Origin of the sequence: Propioniciclava sp., from assembly GCF_029977985.1 — a bacterium.
Lineage (GTDB): Bacteria > Actinomycetota > Actinomycetes > Propionibacteriales > Propionibacteriaceae > Propioniciclava.
Map to the genome: position 1 here is coordinate 51,646 of NZ_JARKOT010000166.1, position 18,300 is coordinate 69,945.

The window sequence follows — 18,300 nt, forward strand, 5'->3', positions numbered from 1 at the left end:
GTGACCCGGCGGACACTCTGGGCCGCCTCCGACCTGCACCTGCAGGATCCGCAGAACCGGCGGCTCGTCGCGGAGGTGACACCGTCCTGCGGCGACGACTGGTTGCTGCTCTGCGGAGACATCGGCTCGGTGGCCGACCTGCGCTGGTTGCTCTCGACCGTGCGGCCTTCGTCCGCCGGCGTCGTCTTCGTGCCGGGCAACCACGACCTGTGGGTGGGCACCGATGATACGGACAGCGCCACGACCTACGAGCGGCTCCTCGCGGTCTGCCGTGACTTCGACGTTCTCACCCCCGAGGACCCGTGGTTCGTCCTAGAGACGGCCGACGGGCCACGGCACCTGGTCCCTCTCATGACGCTGTACGACTACACCGGGATGGGGAACCCCGCCGGATCCGGGGCGGGCCTTGCCCGGGCTCGGGAGGCCGGTGTCGTGTTCAGCGACGAGTTCTTCCTCCGGCCTCCGCCGCCCCACTCCTCCATCGCCGACTGGAGCCGGGCGCGGGTGGCCGAGGCCCGCCGTCGGCTCGACGCGTTGCCGCCCTCGGCACGGACCATTCTGGTCAACCACCATCCGCTGACTGCTCGCCCACTGAGCTTCTTCCGCTGTCCCCACTACGCGGTGTGGTCCGGCACGAGTGCGACGTTCTCCTGGCCTGAGCGGTACGGAGCGAGCCACGTCGTCTACGGGCATCAGCACATCCCCCACAAGTTCGTGGAGAACGGCATCACGTACCTGGAGGTGTCCCTCGGCTACTTCCGGGAGCACCTTCGGCGCTACCCGGTCCTGCGGGCCGTCTGCGAGCTCGCCCGATGATGCGCGACCTGCTCTCTGGCCGGGTTGCGGTCGTGGAGCTGCGCCGCGACGTCGTGGTGCCTCTCTTCGCGGCGGAGGAGGCCGCTGTGGCGAGCGCTGTCCCGGCGCGCAGACAGGAGTTCATGACGGCGCGCGAGTGCGCTCGCCGAGCCCTGCTCGCCCTCGACGAGCCGGTCGTCGCGATTGGGCGCGGCGAGAAGGGGCAGCCGTTGTGGCCGCCCGGCGTCGTGGGGAGCCTCACCCACTGCCGTGGTTACCGAGCCGCTGCGCTGACCACCGACCCCGACGTCGCCTCGGTGGGCATCGACGCCGAGCCCGACCTGCCATTGCCGCCGGGCGTGCTGCGGCACGTTGCCGCTGACGCCGAGGGGCGGTCTCTGGAGCGGCTCCGGTTGGAGCACCCGGGGCCCAACTATGACCGGCTCCTCTTCACCGCCAAGGAGGCCGTGTACAAGGCGTGGTATCCGTTGGAGCGGTCCTGGTTGGGGTTCGAGGACGCCGACGTCCTGCTGCACCCGGACGGCCGGTTCACGGCGCGTCTCGCCAAGATTCTGCACATCGGCGCCCGTGACCTGCGCGACCTGGAGGGCCGGTGGACGGTGGCGCAGGGGACACTCCTGGCGGCCGTGGAGCTTGAGGCGGACGGCGGCCCCGATGTCCCGCGTCAAGCTTTCTGACAGGTCGGTTATGAGGGCGTGATCGGCGTCTGAGAGCAGGAGGAGCGTTGTGGGACGACCGCCAGTATTCAGCCCGGAGACGAAGATCCGGATCGTGCTGAGCGTGCTGGCTGGGGAGGTCAGTATGGCCGAGGCCGCGCGCAAGGAGAAGGTCTCGGAGCAGTTGATCGGTAGGTGGAAGGCCGAGTTCCTGGAGGCTGGTAAGACGGCCTTGGCGGCGGGGAGGTCGGGTCCCTCAACACGTGAGGCCCAGCGGGAGGCGCAGGTCGAGGATCTGACCTTGGCGTTGGGTGAGGCAGCGGTCGAAATCCGGGTCTGGAAGAAGTGCGCGGAGCGTCGGCTGGTCCCTTCGAAGACCTCGAGGTGATCCGGGTCGAGGAGGGGATGTAGACCTCGAGGTTCTGCGCGCTGATCGACATTCCCGAACGGACCTGGCGCCGCTGGCAAGCGCGATCCCGCTCGGGCAAACCAGCCAAGGGGCCGTGGCCGACGCCGTCGCGTCAACGCCACCGCAGTACCGTGGTGGAGATGGTCAGTGAGCATCCTGCCCGGGGGCATCGCAAGATCTGGGCGATGGTGCTGTCAACGGCGCAAAGCTGCGTTCGCAGCACCGCCCACCGGTCCTAATCAGGTGTGGCAGTTCGACTTCAGCGAGTATGAAACGACTGCGGGTGGGACCTGGCGTGTGGCCGGGGTCGTGGTGGCTGTGACAGCTTGGTATGGCCCCATCGTGACGGTCGAACTCGGCTCCGCCGGACCCCTGCCATGTGGCCTTGCTGGTCGGACTCGGGCGGCGGCAAGGCTACCTCGTGGCATCTTGACGTCTATCGGCTTGTCAAGCGGGCATGCCGGGCTCCGACTACATTGCGCGGCCTGGTCTGCGGGGAGCGATTTGTGCAAAGTACGCCGCGTACGGCCGTGCAATCTAGGAGACGTCTCGACAGGTGGACATCGTGGAGGTCGCGAGGGCATCGGTGAGGCTGCTGGACGAAGGCGGGTTGAGGGCCCTCACCCTGGGCGCCGTGGCGCAACAGGTGGGTGTCGCTCCAGCCAGCCTGTACTCCCGCGTGGAATCCGTCGACGATCTGTTCGACCTCGCCCTCGACACAGCGCTTGCAGACGATCGCGTGATGTCCGAGTCGATCCGCAACGCCGACCTGCCCGCCCTGATGCACGCCTTCTTCGCGCACCTCACGACCCACCGGTGGGCCGGTCAGGTCATCGGTATGCGCGCTCCCAGGGGCCCGGCGTACCTGGCCCTTTCCGAGCGGATGTGCGTCCTGCTCGAACAAGCGGGTACCCCGGATCCGCTGGGAACTGCCTACCGATTGTCCAACCTGGTGATTGGCGCCTCGCTGACCGCACCTATGGCGTCTGACGAGAAGCGCGTCACCATTGACCCTGACCAAGCTCCTACCTATGCGCGGCTCCACGCGACGCACCACATCAGCCCGCAGGAGATACTTGCCGACGGAATCAGCGCTCTCCTCGCCTCGCCCTCCAAACCGAGTGCGCTTTGGGCCTCAGCGGGGGAATGTCAGCAAGCCCCCTAAAGGTTGGTGGTGTCGGTGGCGCAGACGCGGAGGCGGTGTCCATCGGGGTCGGTGGCGACGAAGGTGTAGCCGAACTCCAGGGTGGTGGGTTCCAGTGCGATGGGGAAGCCAAGTGTTGTCCAGTCTTGGTAGAGCTCGGAAGTTGTCAAGTCAAATGAGACGTCTCAAGCCTTCTGAGTCTCGGGTTCGGGGAGTCGTTTCGCGGGGTCGTTGATCGTGACTCGTTCGGGTAGCCGGGGTGGGGTGGGGCGGCGGTTGAACCGTTCGGGGTGGGCGAGCCAGGCGGCGTCGAGGGTGGCCTGTCGGGCGGCGCGGATGTCGTGTGCGGTGCCGTAGTGGACGGAGGCCGGGGTGTGCAGGCCGATGCGGGAGTGCCGGTGCTCGTGGTTGTACCAGGTCATGAACTCCTCCATCCACGCCCTGGCGTGGCCGATGGAGTCGAATCGGGCCGGGTAGTCGGGGGTGTACTTCATCGTCTTGAACTGGGCTTCGCTGTAGGGGTTGTCGTTGCTGGTGCGGGGCCGGGTGTGCGAGCGGGTGATGTCGAGGTCGGCCAGCAGCGAGCTCAACGGTTTGGAGGTCATCGCGGCGCCGCCGTCGGCGTGGAGCCAGCCGGGTGGGGTGCCCTGGGTGGCGATGATGTCGGCGATCAGGTCGGTGGCGAGCCGGCCGTCCTCGACGGCCTCGACGCGCCAGCCGAGGGCGTAGCGGGAGAAGATGTCGAGGACGACGTAGGCGTGGTACCAGATCCCCCGAGCCGGGCCGGCCAGCTTCGTGATGTCCCAGGACCAGACGACGTTGGGGGCCTCGGCGACGAGTTCGGGGATCGCCCGGGGCGGGTGGGTGGCTTGGCGGCGGCGTTCCCCGCCTTGGCCTGCCGCGGCCAGGATCCGGTACATCGTGCGTTGTGAGCACCAGTACCGGCCCTCGTCGAGCTCGCACGCCCACACTTGGGCCACCGACGAGTTCGCGTAGTCGTCGCTGTTCAACACCGCCAGGATCTGCTCGCGTTCGGCGGCAGACAGCTCCGCTGGATGCTTCGGTTTCGGGTGCGGCCCGAACACCTTGGGTTTGGGGTGGGTTTGCCGGTGGTGGGTGGCCCGGGACCGGCCGACCAGCTCGCAGGCCGTGCCACCGCCGGTGTGCGGGGTGAGGTCGTCGACGGTGGCGGCCTGCCAGGCCCGCCAGGTGCTGCGGGTCATCGCGCGTTCCGCGACGAGATCGCCTCCAAGAACGCGACACCTTTTCCCAGCACCTGGAGTGCGGCATCACGATCGGCGATGACCTCGTCCTTCCGCGCCGCCTCGGCCTCCAGCCGGGCGACCTGCCGCTCCAACTCGCCGATCCGGGCCTGCTCGGCGGTCTTGGCGGGCCGGCCCCGCCTCGGCGGGTCATCCAACGTGCCGGCGGTGATGGCGGCGCGCCACTCCTGCACGTGGGAGTCATACAGCCGTTCCCGGCGCAGTACCGCCCCCTTCGTCCCGTTCGGGGCAGCGTCGTACTCCGCGACGATCCGCCGCTTGTACTCGGTGGTGAACGTGCGCCGCTTCGCGCGCCCCGCCCGCGGCCCGTCCGCCGCCGGGGTCGATGCCGTCGGGCTGGTCGTGGTCGTCGTCTCCTCCGAGCCGACCAGTGCTGTGGTGGTGGTCATGGACCTACTTCTCCTGTCCCCGCCCCAGTCAAGTTCCGCTCAGCCTGGGCGTCTCACACCAGTCTGTCGGATAGGGGCTGGTCGACGTCATCGTGGGTGGCGTAGCTCATGGATAGTTCGACGCTGCCGGGTGTGCCGGTGGCGGCGGGGTCGATCTGGTCGCGGGTCTGGAGTCCGATGGTGACGTCCTCGGTGAGGGCGAACACTGCGAAGTCGTCGAAGGTCTCGATGGGCTCCTTGTTCAGGGCTTGGCGGTAGAAGGTGGTGCTGGCCTCGACGTCGGTGACGTAGAGGATCACGCTGGTGGGTGCGAAGTCTGTCATGGCGGTTCTCCTTGTGGGCCCCCATGGGGGCAGTCTGGTTGCTTGGATCACGACGTTACGGGGGATAGATGACGTCTTCTGTCATGTATGTGTGCGAGGGTTGGGGCCATGCGGGCGGATCGGTTGTTGGCGATGATCTGGCTGCTGCGTACCCATGGCGGGCTCTCGACGGCAGAGCTGGCGCAGCGGCTGGAGGTGTCGCGTCGTACCGTGCTGCGGGATGTGGAAGCCCTTTCGGCTGCTGGAGTGCCGGTGTACTGCGAGCGCGGCCCCCACGGCGGGGTCCGCCTAATGCCGGGCTACCGCACTGATGTCACAGCGCTATCCGAGGACGAGAGCCGCGCGTTGTTCGCTGCGATCTCGTCGTGGGGCCCGGATTCGATCGGGCTGGGTGATGCGTTTGCCTCGGGGGTGCGCAAGCTGCTGGCTGCGGTTCCCGAGGCGCATCGTGGTCAGAGTCTGGAGGTTGCGTCGCGGATCGTGGTTGATCCGCACGGCTGGTTGCCGCAACCTGATGCGCTGCAACCTGGGGAGGCCTTCGCAACCGTCCAAGGAGGCGTGTTCGCCCGTCAGCGGTTGCGGTTGACGTATCGTTCACGCCAAGCCGCACGTGTGCAGGAGCTGGTGGTGGAGCCGCATGGTCTGGTGTCGGCCGGCAGCGACTGGTATCTGTGCGCCAGCGCCGAGCAAACAGTGCGATTTTTCAAGGCAGTCCGTATCGAGCACGCCGCCCTGTTGGCTGAACCGTGCTCAGGGCCCGAGCTGGATGTGGCCCAAGCATGGCGGGATCACCGCGCCAGGTTCCTCGACCAGTTCACTCCTGTCAGTGTTGATGCCTGGCTCCGCGCGCATCGGTGGGACGACGCGCGCGAGTGGAGTATCTGCACCAGCCCGATGGACGTGCCCGGGAGCCCACCGGGCGAGGGGTGGCAGCCCGTGCGCCTGGAGTTCATGGACCACCTCCACGCGGTCACCATCCTCTTGCGTCTCGGCTCTGACGTTCGAGTCGAAGCCCCCGACGACATCAAAGCCAAGCTTCTGGACCATCTCGACCAGATCGCCATGCTGTACCGCTCCTGACCCCGCTCCGTTAGCTCGCCTCTGAGCACCCGGATCTCAGCCAGCTGTAGCCACCATCTGGAGCTGCCACGCCTCTTGCAGATCGAGGTTCGGTGGCTGCCAGCTCACCTGTGTGACAAGCAGGTGAGGGGTGGTTTGGGTGACGGTGTCGATGCGGGTGATGTCGGCTGGTGACGGCTACAAGTACCTGCTGCGCACCGTGGCGGCTGGCGATGGTGACCGGTCGCTGTCGACGCCGCTGACCCGCTACTACGCCGAGGCTGGCACCCCACCTGGACGCTGGCTCGGCTCTGGCGTCACTGCTTTGGGTAATGGTGAACTCACCCCTGGCGCCCAGGTGTCGGAAGCGCAGCTTCAGCTGCTGGTCGGTATGGGGCGGGACCCGATCACGGGTGACCCGTTGGGGCGGGCGTATCCGGTGTACAGCTCGACGGCGGAGCGGGTCGCGGACCGTGTCGCGCAACTGGACCCTGCCCTGGGGACGGTGGAGCGGGAACGCTCCGTTGCGCAGATTGAGGCGGAGGAGGCTGCGCGGGGGTCGCGGCGTGCGGTGGCGGGGTTTGACTTCACGTTCAGTGTGCCGAAGTCGGCATCGGTGTTGTGGGCGGTTGCGGACGCGGGGACGCAGGCGTTGATTGCGCAAGCCCATCATGAGGCGGTTGCGGCGGTGGTTGCGTTCATGGAGCGCGAAGTAGCGGCCACCCGCACGGGCGCAACTGCTGGGGATGGCGCGGTTGCACAAGTCGACGTCACGGGTTTGATCGCAACGGCGTTTGATCACTTCGATTCCCGTGCTGGGGACCCGCACTTGCATACGCATGTGGTGATCAGCAACAAGGTCCGCACGGTGTTGGATGGGAAGTGGCGGAGTCTGGATGGGCGTCCGATGCATGCCGCGGTCGTGGCGTTGTCGGAGCTGCACGAGGCCGTGTTCGCCGATCACATGACCCGCACCTTCGGCGTGAGCTGGGAGTCGCGGGAGATGGGCCGGGACCGGAACCCGTCCTGGGCGATCACCAACGTCCCCGAACAGCTCGTCGCGGAGTTCTCGACCCGCTCCCGGCACATCAACGAGGCGACCGACGCGCTGATTGCTGCCTACGTGACTCAGCATGGCAAGCGCCCGTCGTCGGCGACCATCGTGAAACTGCGCGCCCAGGCCACGCTCGCGACGCGTCCGGAGAAGCAGGTCCGATCCTTGGCGGAGCTAACAGCCGAGTGGCGCACCCGCGTCAGTCAGCAGCTCGGCAGTGATGCGACGGTGTGGGCGCGCGCCGTCACGGGTGGGGAGCGGCAGTTGTTGTTGCGGGCTGATGATGTGCCGTTGGATCTGATCGAGCAGGTGGGGCGGTCGGTGGTGGAGGTGGTCGGTGAGAAGCGTTCGACGTGGCGGCGCTGGAACCTGATGGCCGAAGCCGCCCGCCAAACGATGGGGTGGCGATTCGCCACCGTCGAGGACCGCGAAGCCATCACCGCCATGGTCGCCGACGCCGCCGAACAAGCGTCCCTGCGGCTGACCCCACCCGAGCTAGCGGTGAGTCCGGTGGAGTTTCGCCGCCTGGACGGCACCAGTGTGTTTCGGCCGAAGCACTCGACCGTGTTCTCCTCCGACACCCTCCTGGCCGCAGAAGACCGCCTCCTGCAACGGGCCCGCGCCACCACCGGGCCGAGTATCGACCTCGCCACCGTCGAGACCATCACGAGCAAGCCTGACGCCGAGGGCCGGGTGCTCGGTCCCGACCAGGCTGAAGCTTTGGCGTCGGTTGCCGTCTCGGGCCGGGTGGTGGATGTGTTGGTGGGGCCGGCGGGGGCCGGTAAGACGACCGCGATGAACGCCTTGCGCCGGGCATGGGAGGCCTCGCATGGTGCCGGGTCGGTGGTGGGGTTGGCGCCGTCTGCGGTGGCGGCGCAGGTGCTGGCCGACGATCTGGGCATTCAGACGGAGAACACGGCGAAGTGGTGGACTACCCATCAACACACCGGCGCGACCTTCAAGGCCGGGCAGCTGGTCATCATCGACGAAGCCTCCCTCGCCGGCACCCTGTCCTTGGATCGGATCACGCAGGCAGCGGAGGAGGCGGGGGCGAAGGTGCTGCTGGTCGGTGACTACGCACAGCTCCAGTCCGTCGACGCCGGTGGTGCGTTCAGCCTGTTGATCCACGACCGCGACGATGCTCCCGAACTCGTTGATGTTCACCGCTTCACTCACGATTGGGAGAAGACCGCTTCCCTGGAGTTGCGGCACGGCCGCGCCCCGGTCATCGACACCTACCTGGCACATGATCGCATCCATGATGGTGACGGCGAGGCCATGACCGATGCCGCCTACACCGCCTGGCGCCACGACCGCCAGGCGGGATTGGTGTCGGTGCTGATCGCCGAAACCCGCGAGAACGTCACCGCCCTCAACGTCCGTGCTCGCGCCGACCTCATCCTCGACGGTACGCTGAAGCCCGGGCCCGAAATCACCCTGTCCGACGGATCGGCAGCGGGCGTGGGTGACACGATCATCACCCGCCGCAATGACCGTCGGCTGCGGAACCGGCACGGCTGGGTCCGCAACGGCCAAACCTGGACCATCACCGCCGTACGTGACGACGGGTCGGTCACGATCCGCCCACCCGGGACCCGGTTCGGCAACAGCGTCGTCGTGCCCGCCGCCTATGTGGCTGAGCATGTCGACCTCGGCTACGCCGTCACCGCCCACCGCGCCCAAGGCATCACCACCGACACCGCCCACGTCCTCGTCGAACCCACCACCACCAGGGAGAACCTGTATGTCGCGATGACGCGCGGACGGGAATCGAACCAGGCCTACGTCATCCTCGACCGTCCCGACGATCACGCCACGGCGCATCCGGGCGACAATCCCGACGCCACCGCCCGCACGGTCCTCTACGGCGTGCTCCAACACAGCGGTGCTGAGCTGTCGGCGTGCGAGACCATCACCGCCGAGCAGGAGCGGTGGGGCTCGATCGCCCAACTCGCCGCCGAATACGAAACCATCGCCGCTGCAGCCCAACACGACCGCTGGGCAGGGCTCATCCGCACCAGCGGACTCACCGGCGAGCAAGCGCAAGCCGTCATCGACTCCGACGCCTTCGGCGCCCTGACTGCGGAACTGCGCCGGGCCGAAGCCAACCACCACAACGTCGACACCCTCCTGCCACGCCTCATCAAGGCTCGCGGGTTCGCCGACGCCGACGACATCGCCTCCGTCATCCACCACCGCCTCGCCAACGCCACCATCCGTCCCGCCGGATCGGGCCGCACCCGCCAGGCCCCGCGTCTCATCGCCGGCCTGGTTCCCGAAGCCACCGGCCCCATGACCCCCGACATGCAGCAAGCCCTGACCGAGCGCCGCCACCTCATCGAAACTCGAGCAGAAGCAGTCTTGGACGCCGCCGTCCAAACCCACGAACCATGGGTTACGGCACTCGGTCCGATCCCAGCCGATGGGCGGGAGCGGCAGCAGTGGCGACGCCGCGCCGTGGTCGTGGCCGCTTACCGTGACCGGTACCAGATCAGCGACCCGGCCCCGCTCGGCGCCCATCCGGAGGGTACGGCGCAGAAGATCGACCGCGCCCGAGCCGAAACAGCACTACGAACGCTGGCCCGCCCGACCATCCACGACGAGCGCCGGCGCCCCGCACCGCAGGCGTCTCGCCAATTGGTCTAGCGGGCGTCTGGGGCACGTTGCGGGCAGAGGTGGGGTGCGATCAGGAGGAGGCCGTAGGCGAGGACGAGGAAAAACGCGACCGGGCCTTGCTGGTTCCCTGAAAGCGTCGGGTACTGACCGGCGGCGGCTCCGTACACGATGGCATCCAGTAGGAGCCCGGTTGCTGAGATCGTGGTACCGAACAGCAGCCGGAGCATCAACGAATCATCGCGGCGCTTACGGAACAACAGGTAGCCGACCATGGCGACACCGAGAGCGAGCAGACCGAACACGATGATCACCGGTACGCCACTCCAGGCCCCGGCGTCAGGGACGAGGACTGTACCTGCCGTGACAAGCAGCCCGGTGGCGATCACCCAGATCACGACGCCATACCCAACGGCAACGAGCACGTCGCGTCGGCTGGGCAGCGGGGGAGGCGCGGTGAGCAGCATGCGACCATATTACTGAAACGACTGTGGTAAGAATAGGGTGTGGCCCGCCCAAAGAACCCTCAGCGCACCAGTGACCTGCTTGACGCCGCAGCTCAGGTGCTGCAGGAGCGCGGTATCGCCGGTGTCACCCTGCGGCCACTCGCTGCGGAGTTGGGAGTCTCGCCGCGAACGCTGCTGTATCACTTCGGCAGCAAAGAAAAGCTGATCACCCAGGCCATCCGGCACCTCCGCCACCAGCAACCCACACTCGCGAAGGCACTTGCTCCAGACCAGCAGCCCAGCACGGGTGCGGTGGCCCTTGGCGAGGTGGTCAGGAGCATGTGGGAGGAGCAGAAGCAGGAGCAAGCGCGGCCCTTCCTCGCGCTGTACTTCGAACTCGCCGCCCTAGCCATCCGCGACCCCGACACGTACGGAACCATGCTCCACGAACTCGACCACGAGTGGACCGACGCGATCACCAGTCATCTGCAGACCCGCGGCCTTGATGCGCACGAGGCTGCTTCGCGGATGAAAATGCTGATGATCCGGTACCGCGGGGCACTGCACTACGGGCTCGTCACAGGAGACTGGGACGCGGCTGACGCGGCGATACACGCTGCCGTCGGCGCTACTGACGTGTGAACGCCCAGGAATATCTGCCCGTAGCTGTGGCCGTGGCGCGGGCCCGCGGAGGGGCTTGTTGATGGCCCTCATGTTCTCGGGGTTCGAGGCCGGGGCGCCTGGTCGATGTCGCTACGCGTCGGCACTACATCGAGCGGCCGGGCGACTCGGATACCGGTGCGTTGCGCCGTTGGAAATCGGCAGACAGTTCCGCCCGTTCCTGGAGATGCTGAGGCGGAAGGTGCTCGACGTCGTTCGCCGAGGCCACCAGCCGGGCAGTTCCTGCGCGGAGAAGCTCGTGGGTGCCAATACTCGACACGCTCGTAACCGGCCCGGGCACCGCTGCGACATCACGACCCAAGCGATGCGCTTCTCGGGCCACGCCCAAGGCTCCTGATCGTGCGGCCGCTTCGACGATCACCGTTGTGCCAGACAAGGCAGCAAGCAGCCGATTGCGAGCTAGGAAGCGATGCCGCGTCGGCACAGCCCCGGGAGGCAGCTCGCTCACCAGGGCACCGACATCAGCGACCTGGTTCAGCAGGTCGTGATGCCCGCGAGGGTAGAGCCGGTCCACGCCTCCGGCCAGCACTGCGATCGTGTCACCACCAGCAGCCAACGCTCCACGATGCACTGCACCCTCGACCCCAAAAGCACCACCAGCGACCAACAGGCGCTCCCGACTCGCCAGATCACCAGCCAACTCGCTGGCGACCCGCTCACCATAAGACGTGGACGCACGAGAACCGGTCACGGTGACCAGGTCCTCCAACGGGCGCGCGAGGAACGACGTCGCGCCACGCACGAACAGAACATACGGGGCACGCTCCCCAAGATCATCCAAAGCCCGCGGCCACTCCACGTCACCCGCAATCAACGTGGCGAAGCCCCCGTTCTCGACCGTCCGCAACCGCTCACTGAGCCGCTCGACCTCCTGTGGAGAGAGCCGGTCACGCCACACCTGTGCATCCACCCGGCTCAGACCCGGAACTGCGGCATCACTGTCGAGCAGCCTCAGAGTCTCGACAGCACCCCGCTGCTGTAGCAGACGACCAGTCATTGCATCGTCGGGCTCGGCCAACAACGACAGCACCACCCGGGCACGACGCTCATCAACACCAAGACCAGCAACACCAGACATGACGGCTCCTCCTCGAACACACCTCGCCGAGCAGGTGCGCCAACACAGCCCGCGATCCTCGCGAGGCGGTCAGGCCGTCGGCGCTGGTGAACGCGACGGCAAGCACCGCTCGCGACGCTCAGCAGCGCGGGCTCGCACCAACAACACCACGCTCACCGGGCCCATCACTAGGAACTTGAACGCGTTCCAGATGCACAGCAGCACCAGCAGGTGGAACCACCCCGGCGCACCGCGGTCGATGAGAATCGTCAGGATGTTCGCGACCCCGAGGTACGGGATGGCCAGCAACATCGCCGGGACGCCCCACTTCAGCCCGCGTCGCCTGCGGAGCTTGTCCAACACGATGTTGGTCGGCATGTAGCGGCGCAGGAAGTCACGCGTGTGGATGCTGACGATCCAGATCAGGCGAAACATGAGCACAGTCCTCTCCTCGTCTCCGGCGACAAGGAATCGAGAAGGACCGCTCCGGCCGAAGCCAGCTGGTCGTCCCACCACGTCCGGCGGTGGGTCACGCAGGTGGAGGCCGCCTACCCACAAGGTACCGTTGTTGACGTTGCGTTGGAAGAGTCCCGGTGCTTGGTGACATGACCCGCTTGGGCTCTCACCCCCAGAAGATTGGATCCTGGTGGCTGTCGATGTAGTCGAGCAGTGACTGGACGTTCTTCGTCGGACGCTTGCGGGTGTACTCGTGGAACTTCATGTACCGTTCGCGCCAGTAGATGCTCCACTGCCCAGTCTTGACGGTATAGCGGAGGCGCGCGACCGGGAACCGTGTCCAGTCTCCCTGCCCGTCCCAGGGCGGCCTCGTCTCGATGATCGTGACGTGCCGGTCGGCAATCTCGGCTTCTACCCGCACTTGATCCCACAGGTGCTCGGGCACGCGTTCACGGCACCAGCGGCCGATGCTCAGCAGGTCGGTCTCGGGCATCGCCATACGTCCATTCTGCCATCCGAGCTCCTCGGTAGCCTCGAAGCTGTGGCGGCAGGGCAAGTCCATCGGGGAGCATCACGTTGCGGCGGAGCTGGCCCGAAGTAGCTCACGCTGGTGCGGACAGTGTGAAGGCAGTCCCATCCCCGCCAACCCGGATAACGGTCGGGTGGTCGAGATTCAGGTGAAGACAGCGCAAGGCTCCACCTGGCGATCGCTTCGCTGGCTCGACTCGAAGTCACAGGATCCAAGGTCAGCAGGAATAGTACGTCATGGCGGCCGTTCCGCATGACCCATGCCGTGCAGGAAGCTCCGTGGTGCCTCGTCCGCATGTCGTCCCAGCGGCGTGGGGCGAGCACATGAACCCGATCACCTGGTCACATCCGCGTGCCGCGAGGCGTCCTCGAGGCACAGGCGCGATCATAGGCTTATGGCGATTCGGCGGTGCCAGGGAGCTTGCCGCTTGCGGCCGCAACGATGCCTACACAGGAGGGATCGACGTGGTCGCGGCGGGGAGTCGCGACCCGACAGCAGTTGCACGTCATATCTTGGCTCTGGAGGAGGCCGTCAAGTGAGGTCACGCCCCGCTGGCTGGAAGCGATCGCGATCGCTCAGCAAGCTAGTGCCCCAGTCCCTATCGGAAGGTCGCTCAGCATGGCAACGGTAGAACAGCAGGTTCTGGACTCGAGCAACGCGATCGACCAGAACATCTCGGCAATCACGACCGACCGTGGATTCTTGTCACAGAACCTGCTGCAATACCTGCGCCACCTGGTCGAGGGCTTGGTCGTCTATGCGCACGTCCCAGATCGGACGGTGACGTACAACTACCAGACGCAGTTTGATGCTGCTCGGGACGCAGTGAACGGCGATGCCCGCTATCGCCTGCTGACGCGCTTCCACAACCTGCTCCAGATCAGCGTCTCGCACTACACCCTCGACCGGGACCCCTCTGAGCGCCTGATGCTCAAATACTACGAGTACCTGCTACGCACACGCGACCTCGCGAAGCAGCACCTCGGCCTGGACATCCTCCGGAATCTCGAGCAGTTCCCGCTTCACGAGGATCCGGCACTCCGCGCGTACTACGAGAAGATTGCTGGCCGGATCGAGGCATCGAAACACGACCTGCTGACCGGCAAGACCGAGCGCTACTACATCAACAGCTCTCGACCGTTCTTCATTGGCAGCCGAATCTACTACGAGGTCACCTTCAGCCTCGCCCACAACCGGACAAGCAAGTTCGATCGGATCATCGGCTTCACCGACATTGATGTGAGCGACTACTACGCTGCACAACTCGAGCTTGCGAACGACTCAATCGACGTACTCGGTCAGACGATGCCAATCATCATCGTGCGCGACTGGTCGGTGTCCATCCGACCGTGCGAGTTCGACAACTTCGCTCGGCTCCTGGGCCAACAGACCAAGGTGCAGTCAGGTCACGTCGAGTACCGCAACCTGATGCAGTACCTAACGCTGACACGTCACAGTCTGCTCGACCTCATTGACTCGTCAGACGCGGTGTACAACCAGGTGAAGACCTGGGCCCTCGCGAACGCCCAGCGGACGCCGATGATCTTCCCTGCACTGGACGCGGCGAGGGCAATCATCCAGCGGAACCGTCCAGGCACCCGACTCCTGCGCTACCTGATGCTCCGGATGAACAACCAAATCCTGAAGGCACAGTACGACGTTAATCAGTGCGGGTGGCTCTCGAACCTGAATGTCTCAAGCGGCTGCCGTCCGTTCGATACCATGCCGTACTGTACGTCGCCCCGGAAACACAACCCGAGGTTTGCTGACCTCGCGGCTAGCATCGATTCCTCGACCAGGAAGCACGAGCTACTTGCGCGACGGATACGGGTCAACGTCGAGCAGCACGGCATGATCTACACACCCGAGAGCGACCTCGAAGACCTCGGGGACATCGACGACCTGATCAGGCGCCACAACGCCGCTCTTCCACCGACACCACGGCATGCCCCACGCAAACTCCAACGCGCCAACGGCCACGTGTTCATCGTCGGGTACGAGGACGGCACCGTAGAGATCATCGAGCAGCTCCAGAAGATCGCCTCGAATGGCATCGAGGACTACGCGGACGACGTCGCCGCATGGCTTGACGAAAACGCGAAACTTCCGGACGGTGACCCGCAGAAAGTTGACGATGAGATCAAGGCCGATGCCCTGCGGAAGCTCTTCTCCCACTCGAAGGTGGCCCTCATCTACGGAGCCGCAGGCACCGGCAAGTCCACGATGGTCAACCACATCGCGAACTACTTCGAGAGTGAGCGGAAGCTCTTCCTGGCACACACCAACCCGGCCGTCGATAACCTGAAGCGCCGCGTCGACGCTCCCAACAAACACTTCAGCACAATCTCGAAGCATGTGCGGGGCGACTGGGACACATCGGGTCATTTCGATATCGTCATCATCGATGAATGCAGTACGGTCAGCAACGCTGCATTCCTCGAGGTGCTCGCCAACACCGAATTCGATCTGCTGGTGCTGGTGGGTGATGTCTACCAGATCGAGTCCATCGAGTTCGGGAACTGGTTTGGCGCAATTCGCTCGTACATCCCACCAGAGTCAGTACACGAATTGACACACCCGTTCCGCACGACCGACGAGGAGCTCCTGACCCTCTGGGATCGCGTGCGTGACCTTGACGACCGGATCGAAGAGTCACTGTCGAAAAATGAGTACTCCAAAGAACTAGGGGAGTCGCTCTTCGCACGACACGGTGCCGACGAGATCGTGCTCTGTCTCAACTACGACGGATTGTACGGGATCAATAACGTTAACCGCTTCCTTCAGGCGAGCAACCCGAGCCCGGCCCACGTCTGGGGTGAGGCTGTTTACAAGGTTGGCGATCCGGTGCTCTTCAATGAGACGGATCGCTTCCGCCCGCTGATCTTCAACAACATGAAGGGCAATATTGTTGGGATTAGCCAGGTGCCCGGGAAGATCACCTTCGACGTCGACCTTGGGCTCGAGCGTGAGGTGACAGCGATGGAGGCGATGCTCTCGAACCTCCGCGTCGTTGAAGACTCCGTGGTTCAGTTCGACGTCATCGAGCGCCCAGACACGGACGAGGACGATGACTCGACGACGACCATCGTGCCATTCCAGATTGCCTACGCGGTCTCGATCCACAAGGCGCAGGGTCTCGAGTTTGACTCGGTGAAGGTTGTTATCACGGAAGCCAACGAAGAGAACATCTCGCACAGCATCTTCTATACAGCGATTACCCGGGCTCGAAAGCATCTCGAGGTCTACTGGACGCCTGACACTCAGACTCGGATCCTAAGCCGACTGGAGGTTCGCGAGAACAAGAAGGACGAGAACCTGCTTCGGCGGCGTCGCGGCGTGGTTCCGGTAGTCAAGGTGCCCAAACGACAGAAGGTGCGTCAGAAACCGTAGCTGCCTGGATCGGATCACTGATGGACCTAGCGCTTGCCACCGGGTGCACACGAATCACGTTGCCCGGTCACCGTGCGGCAGCTAGCCGTGGCGAGTAGCTCGAAGTCCCGGTACGGTGGACCCATCCGTAGGGGTGTGCTTTCCATCTGGCGACGAGGCCGGGATGCTCGACCAAGACAGCGCCCTCGCGTTGCTCACCGTCGCCGCCGAAGCGGGCGCGACGCTCGCGCTGGTCGGTGACCGGGCGCAACTGCCCGCAGTCGGCAGGGGCGGGGTGCTCGACATGGCCGCGCAGATCCGGGGCCGCACAATCGACATGGCAGAGGTGCACAGGTTCACCGTCACCGCCTACGCCGAGCTGTCAGTGCGGTTGCGTGACCGCGACGACCCCGGCGCGATCTTCGACCAGCTCCACGCGCTCGGCCTGATCCGTCTGCACGCCGACAGCGCGAGCCTGCATGAGTACATCGCCAAGAACCGCGGCGACGGGGAGGCAGTAACGGTCGCCACCAACGACGAGGCGACCCGGCTGAACGCCCGAATCCGTGACCAGCGCACGCGCGACGGGGCCGTGGACGAGCAGACGACCACGAACGGATCGGACGGCCTCCCCATCGGGCGCGGCGACCTGATCCAGACCCGCAAGAACAACACCGGCCTGGGGGTGGCAAACCGGCAACTGTGGGTCGTGCAACACGTCGCCGTTGACGGAGCTCTGTGGGCGGTCGAAGCAGGCAGCGACCGGAAGCGCGAGCACACCGTGCGCCTGCCCGCCGCCTACGTCACCGAGCACGCGCACCTGGCCTACGCCTCGACCGCCTACGGCGTGCAGGGCATCACCGCCCCGGCATCGCACACGATCCTCACCGAGGCCATGACCGGCGCGGCCGTCTACGTCGGTATGACCCGAGGCGCCGACGAGAACGTGCTGCATGTCATTGCTGAGAACACCGCCGAGGCTCGGCAGCAGTTCATCGGCGCGGTAGAGCGCGACCGCGCCGACCGTGGCCTGGGCGACGCCACCCAGCAGGCAGCGGAGGCGGTGCGGGGTCTGGTCGACGACGGCCCCGTGAAGATCGTCAACACCGAGATAGCCGCACTCACCCAGCAGGCCGAACGAGCGGAACAGCGCGCGGCGCTCTGGCAGCAGGCCGCCGACGCGCTCACCGAGCTGCACGTCCGGCAGAGTTACGAACGCGACCAAGCAACACACGCCGCAGAGACCGCAGCCCGGCAGTTGGAGCGGGTGCGCGCCGAGGTCGCCGCTCCGCTCACTGAGCGGGCCTCTGCGGCGCTGACCGAATGGCAGGACGCCAACACCGCGCAGCAGGTCGCCCGCGACTACTTGCGCGCGGTCGGCAGGTTCGGCAAACGTCGCGCCACCCGAGAACACCACACCGCCCAGACTCTCACCCACGACACCGCCCAGCGGCTGACGAGAAGGTGGGGTGAGTCGCCCCGCTGGAACGAGAACAGCGCATCATGGGTCGAGCGCGTCACCCGGCCCCAGATCGACGCCGACCCCGGCGTGGTCGAAGCGACCGAGCAGCACGAGGCCGCAGCGAACGCCGTGCGCAAGATGCTGGAACCTGACCCGTGGCCGCGTCTGCGCATCTACGCCCGCATCTTCGGCACCGAGACAGTGGCGAACAACCGCGCCGCCTACCTCGCCACCCGCCCCCACGCCAATGCCGAGGACGCGACCCGCGCCGCGCGCCAGGCCCGCGCCGAAATCGAAGCACTACGCGCCCTCACCCCCACCGAGGCAATACAGCACTTCGAGCAAACCCGCACCGCAGAGCAAGCGCGGCGAGACGTAAGTGACCGTGCCCTGAACGAGCGCCAACGACGGCTCGACACTTCCCGCTCCTACCCGCACGACAGCGGTCCTTGCGACGGTAGGCCGTCCCTGGGCAGGTGACGAGGAGGACTCGCGAATGCTTGGAGCGGAAAAAGGCGGGAAAAACCGCGTGAAGCAGAGGCTGCCCGTCATGG

Annotated in this window: 17 protein-coding genes; 9 read left to right on the forward strand and 8 right to left on the reverse strand. The window is 66.0% G+C overall.

The features are described 5' to 3' along the window. The 4 genes from Q1K57_RS10250 to Q1K57_RS10265 all read left to right on the forward strand — a co-directional run bounded on the left by Q1K57_RS10250 (nucleotide 1) and on the right by Q1K57_RS10265 (nucleotide 3,046). Nucleotides 1-816 (forward strand): metallophosphoesterase, encoded by an 816-nt coding sequence (locus Q1K57_RS10250; protein WP_300081963.1) that lies wholly within the window; start codon nucleotides 1-3, stop codon nucleotides 814-816. Beyond that, nucleotides 813-1,493 carry a 4'-phosphopantetheinyl transferase superfamily protein gene (locus tag Q1K57_RS10255; protein ID WP_300081966.1) on the forward strand — a complete coding sequence of 227 codons (681 nt, stop codon included), beginning with the start codon at nucleotides 813-815 and terminating at the stop codon, nucleotides 1,491-1,493. Before Q1K57_RS10250 ends, Q1K57_RS10255 begins: the two co-directional genes overlap by 4 nt. Nucleotides 1,494-1,542: 49 nt before the next feature. Then, nucleotides 1,543-1,860, forward strand: a complete 318-nt coding sequence (locus Q1K57_RS10260; protein WP_300081969.1) for a transposase — start codon at nucleotides 1,543-1,545, stop codon at nucleotides 1,858-1,860. A gap of 577 nt (nucleotides 1,861-2,437) precedes the next feature. Further along, nucleotides 2,438-3,046, forward strand: a complete 609-nt coding sequence (locus tag Q1K57_RS10265; RefSeq protein WP_300081971.1) for a TetR family transcriptional regulator — start codon at nucleotides 2,438-2,440, stop codon at nucleotides 3,044-3,046. Here the strand turns inward: Q1K57_RS10265 and Q1K57_RS10270 are convergent. The 4 genes from Q1K57_RS10270 to Q1K57_RS10285 are packed head-to-tail and all read right to left on the reverse strand — an operon-like array spanning nucleotide 3,043 to nucleotide 5,020. Further along, the gene (locus Q1K57_RS10270) at nucleotides 3,043-3,195 is read right to left on the reverse strand and encodes a hypothetical protein (protein ID WP_300081973.1); all 153 of its coding nucleotides are present in this window, start codon (nucleotides 3,193-3,195) and stop codon (nucleotides 3,043-3,045) included. The genes Q1K57_RS10265 and Q1K57_RS10270 overlap by 4 nt on opposite strands. 15 nt (nucleotides 3,196-3,210) lie before the next feature. Beyond that, nucleotides 3,211-4,248, reverse strand: coding sequence for an IS3 family transposase (locus Q1K57_RS10275; protein ID WP_300081976.1), 1,038 nt, complete (start codon nucleotides 4,246-4,248; stop codon nucleotides 3,211-3,213). Beyond that, nucleotides 4,245-4,697: a transposase gene (locus Q1K57_RS10280; RefSeq protein WP_300081979.1), complete on the reverse strand. Its 453-nt coding sequence runs from the start codon at nucleotides 4,695-4,697 to the stop codon at nucleotides 4,245-4,247. The genes Q1K57_RS10275 and Q1K57_RS10280 overlap by 4 nt, the downstream gene beginning before the upstream one ends. Nucleotides 4,698-4,750: 53 nt before the next feature. Then, nucleotides 4,751-5,020, reverse strand: coding sequence for a VOC family protein (locus tag Q1K57_RS10285; protein WP_300081982.1), 270 nt, complete (start codon nucleotides 5,018-5,020; stop codon nucleotides 4,751-4,753). A 132-nt stretch (nucleotides 5,021-5,152) separates the two neighbouring features. On the opposite strand from Q1K57_RS10285, the gene Q1K57_RS10290 reads away from it, so the two are divergent. Further along, complete coding sequence (locus Q1K57_RS10290) at nucleotides 5,153-6,100, forward strand: YafY family protein (protein WP_366525366.1); 948 nt, start codon at nucleotides 5,153-5,155, stop codon at nucleotides 6,098-6,100. 139 nt (nucleotides 6,101-6,239) lie between these two features. Further along, a complete protein-coding gene (mobF, locus tag Q1K57_RS10295) occupies nucleotides 6,240-9,779 on the forward strand; it encodes a MobF family relaxase (protein WP_300081988.1) in 3,540 nt (1,179 codons plus the stop codon). Here mobF and Q1K57_RS10300 read toward each other — a convergent pair. After that, complete coding sequence (locus Q1K57_RS10300) at nucleotides 9,776-10,213, reverse strand: hypothetical protein (RefSeq protein WP_300081990.1); 438 nt, start codon at nucleotides 10,211-10,213, stop codon at nucleotides 9,776-9,778. The genes mobF and Q1K57_RS10300 overlap by 4 nt on opposite strands. A 39-nt stretch (nucleotides 10,214-10,252) precedes the next feature. Here Q1K57_RS10300 and Q1K57_RS10305 point away from each other — a divergent pair, with 39 nt between their 5' ends. After that, entirely contained in the window at nucleotides 10,253-10,834 is a 582-nt protein-coding gene (locus tag Q1K57_RS10305) for a TetR/AcrR family transcriptional regulator (RefSeq protein ID WP_300081994.1), read from the forward strand. A gap of 124 nt (nucleotides 10,835-10,958) precedes the next feature. Here the strand turns inward: Q1K57_RS10305 and Q1K57_RS10310 are convergent, their stop codons facing one another. The 3 genes from Q1K57_RS10310 to Q1K57_RS10320 form a co-directional block, all read right to left on the reverse strand. After that, nucleotides 10,959-11,951: a DNA-processing protein DprA gene (locus Q1K57_RS10310; protein WP_300081997.1), complete on the reverse strand. Its 993-nt coding sequence runs from the start codon at nucleotides 11,949-11,951 to the stop codon at nucleotides 10,959-10,961. A 69-nt stretch (nucleotides 11,952-12,020) separates the two neighbouring features. Further along, a complete protein-coding gene (locus tag Q1K57_RS10315; RefSeq protein WP_300082000.1) occupies nucleotides 12,021-12,365 on the reverse strand; it encodes a sulfate permease in 345 nt (114 codons plus the stop codon). Between the two features lie 187 nt (nucleotides 12,366-12,552). After that, complete coding sequence (locus tag Q1K57_RS10320) at nucleotides 12,553-12,885, reverse strand: DUF3024 domain-containing protein (protein WP_300082003.1); 333 nt, start codon at nucleotides 12,883-12,885, stop codon at nucleotides 12,553-12,555. Between the two features lie 648 nt (nucleotides 12,886-13,533). Between Q1K57_RS10320 and Q1K57_RS10325 the strand changes: the two genes are divergently transcribed. Both Q1K57_RS10325 and Q1K57_RS10330 read left to right on the forward strand, forming a co-directional pair. Beyond that, entirely contained in the window at nucleotides 13,534-16,305 is a 2,772-nt protein-coding gene (locus Q1K57_RS10325) for an AAA family ATPase (protein WP_300082006.1), read from the forward strand. 163 nt (nucleotides 16,306-16,468) lie between these two features. Beyond that, nucleotides 16,469-18,226, forward strand: a complete 1,758-nt coding sequence (locus tag Q1K57_RS10330) for an AAA family ATPase (RefSeq protein WP_300082009.1) — start codon at nucleotides 16,469-16,471, stop codon at nucleotides 18,224-18,226. Nucleotides 18,227-18,300 lie beyond the last annotated feature (74 nt).

Bases quoted from the DNA above. Each gene is read 5' to 3' on its own strand.
- Q1K57_RS10320 (WP_300082003.1), bottom strand. From the start codon at position 12,885: ATGGCGATGCCCGAGACCGACCTGCTGAGCATCGGCCGCTGGTGCCGT.
- Q1K57_RS10330 (WP_300082009.1), top strand. From the start codon at position 16,469: ATGCTCGACCAAGACAGCGCCCTCGCGTTGCTCACCGTCGCCGCCGAA.
- Q1K57_RS10290 (WP_366525366.1), top strand. From the start codon at position 5,153: ATGATCTGGCTGCTGCGTACCCATGGCGGGCTCTCGACGGCAGAGCTG.
- Q1K57_RS10300 (WP_300081990.1), bottom strand. From the start codon at position 10,213: ATGCTGCTCACCGCGCCTCCCCCGCTGCCCAGCCGACGCGACGTGCTC.
- Q1K57_RS10315 (WP_300082000.1), bottom strand. From the start codon at position 12,365: ATGTTTCGCCTGATCTGGATCGTCAGCATCCACACGCGTGACTTCCTG.
- Q1K57_RS10310 (WP_300081997.1), bottom strand. From the start codon at position 11,951: ATGTCTGGTGTTGCTGGTCTTGGTGTTGATGAGCGTCGTGCCCGGGTG.
- Q1K57_RS10255 (WP_300081966.1), top strand. From the start codon at position 813: ATGATGCGCGACCTGCTCTCTGGCCGGGTTGCGGTCGTGGAGCTGCGC.
- Q1K57_RS10325 (WP_300082006.1), top strand. From the start codon at position 13,534: ATGGCAACGGTAGAACAGCAGGTTCTGGACTCGAGCAACGCGATCGAC.
- Q1K57_RS10280 (WP_300081979.1), bottom strand. From the start codon at position 4,697: ATGACCACCACCACAGCACTGGTCGGCTCGGAGGAGACGACGACCACG.
- Q1K57_RS10285 (WP_300081982.1), bottom strand. From the start codon at position 5,020: ATGACAGACTTCGCACCCACCAGCGTGATCCTCTACGTCACCGACGTC.
- Q1K57_RS10275 (WP_300081976.1), bottom strand. From the start codon at position 4,248: ATGACCCGCAGCACCTGGCGGGCCTGGCAGGCCGCCACCGTCGACGAC.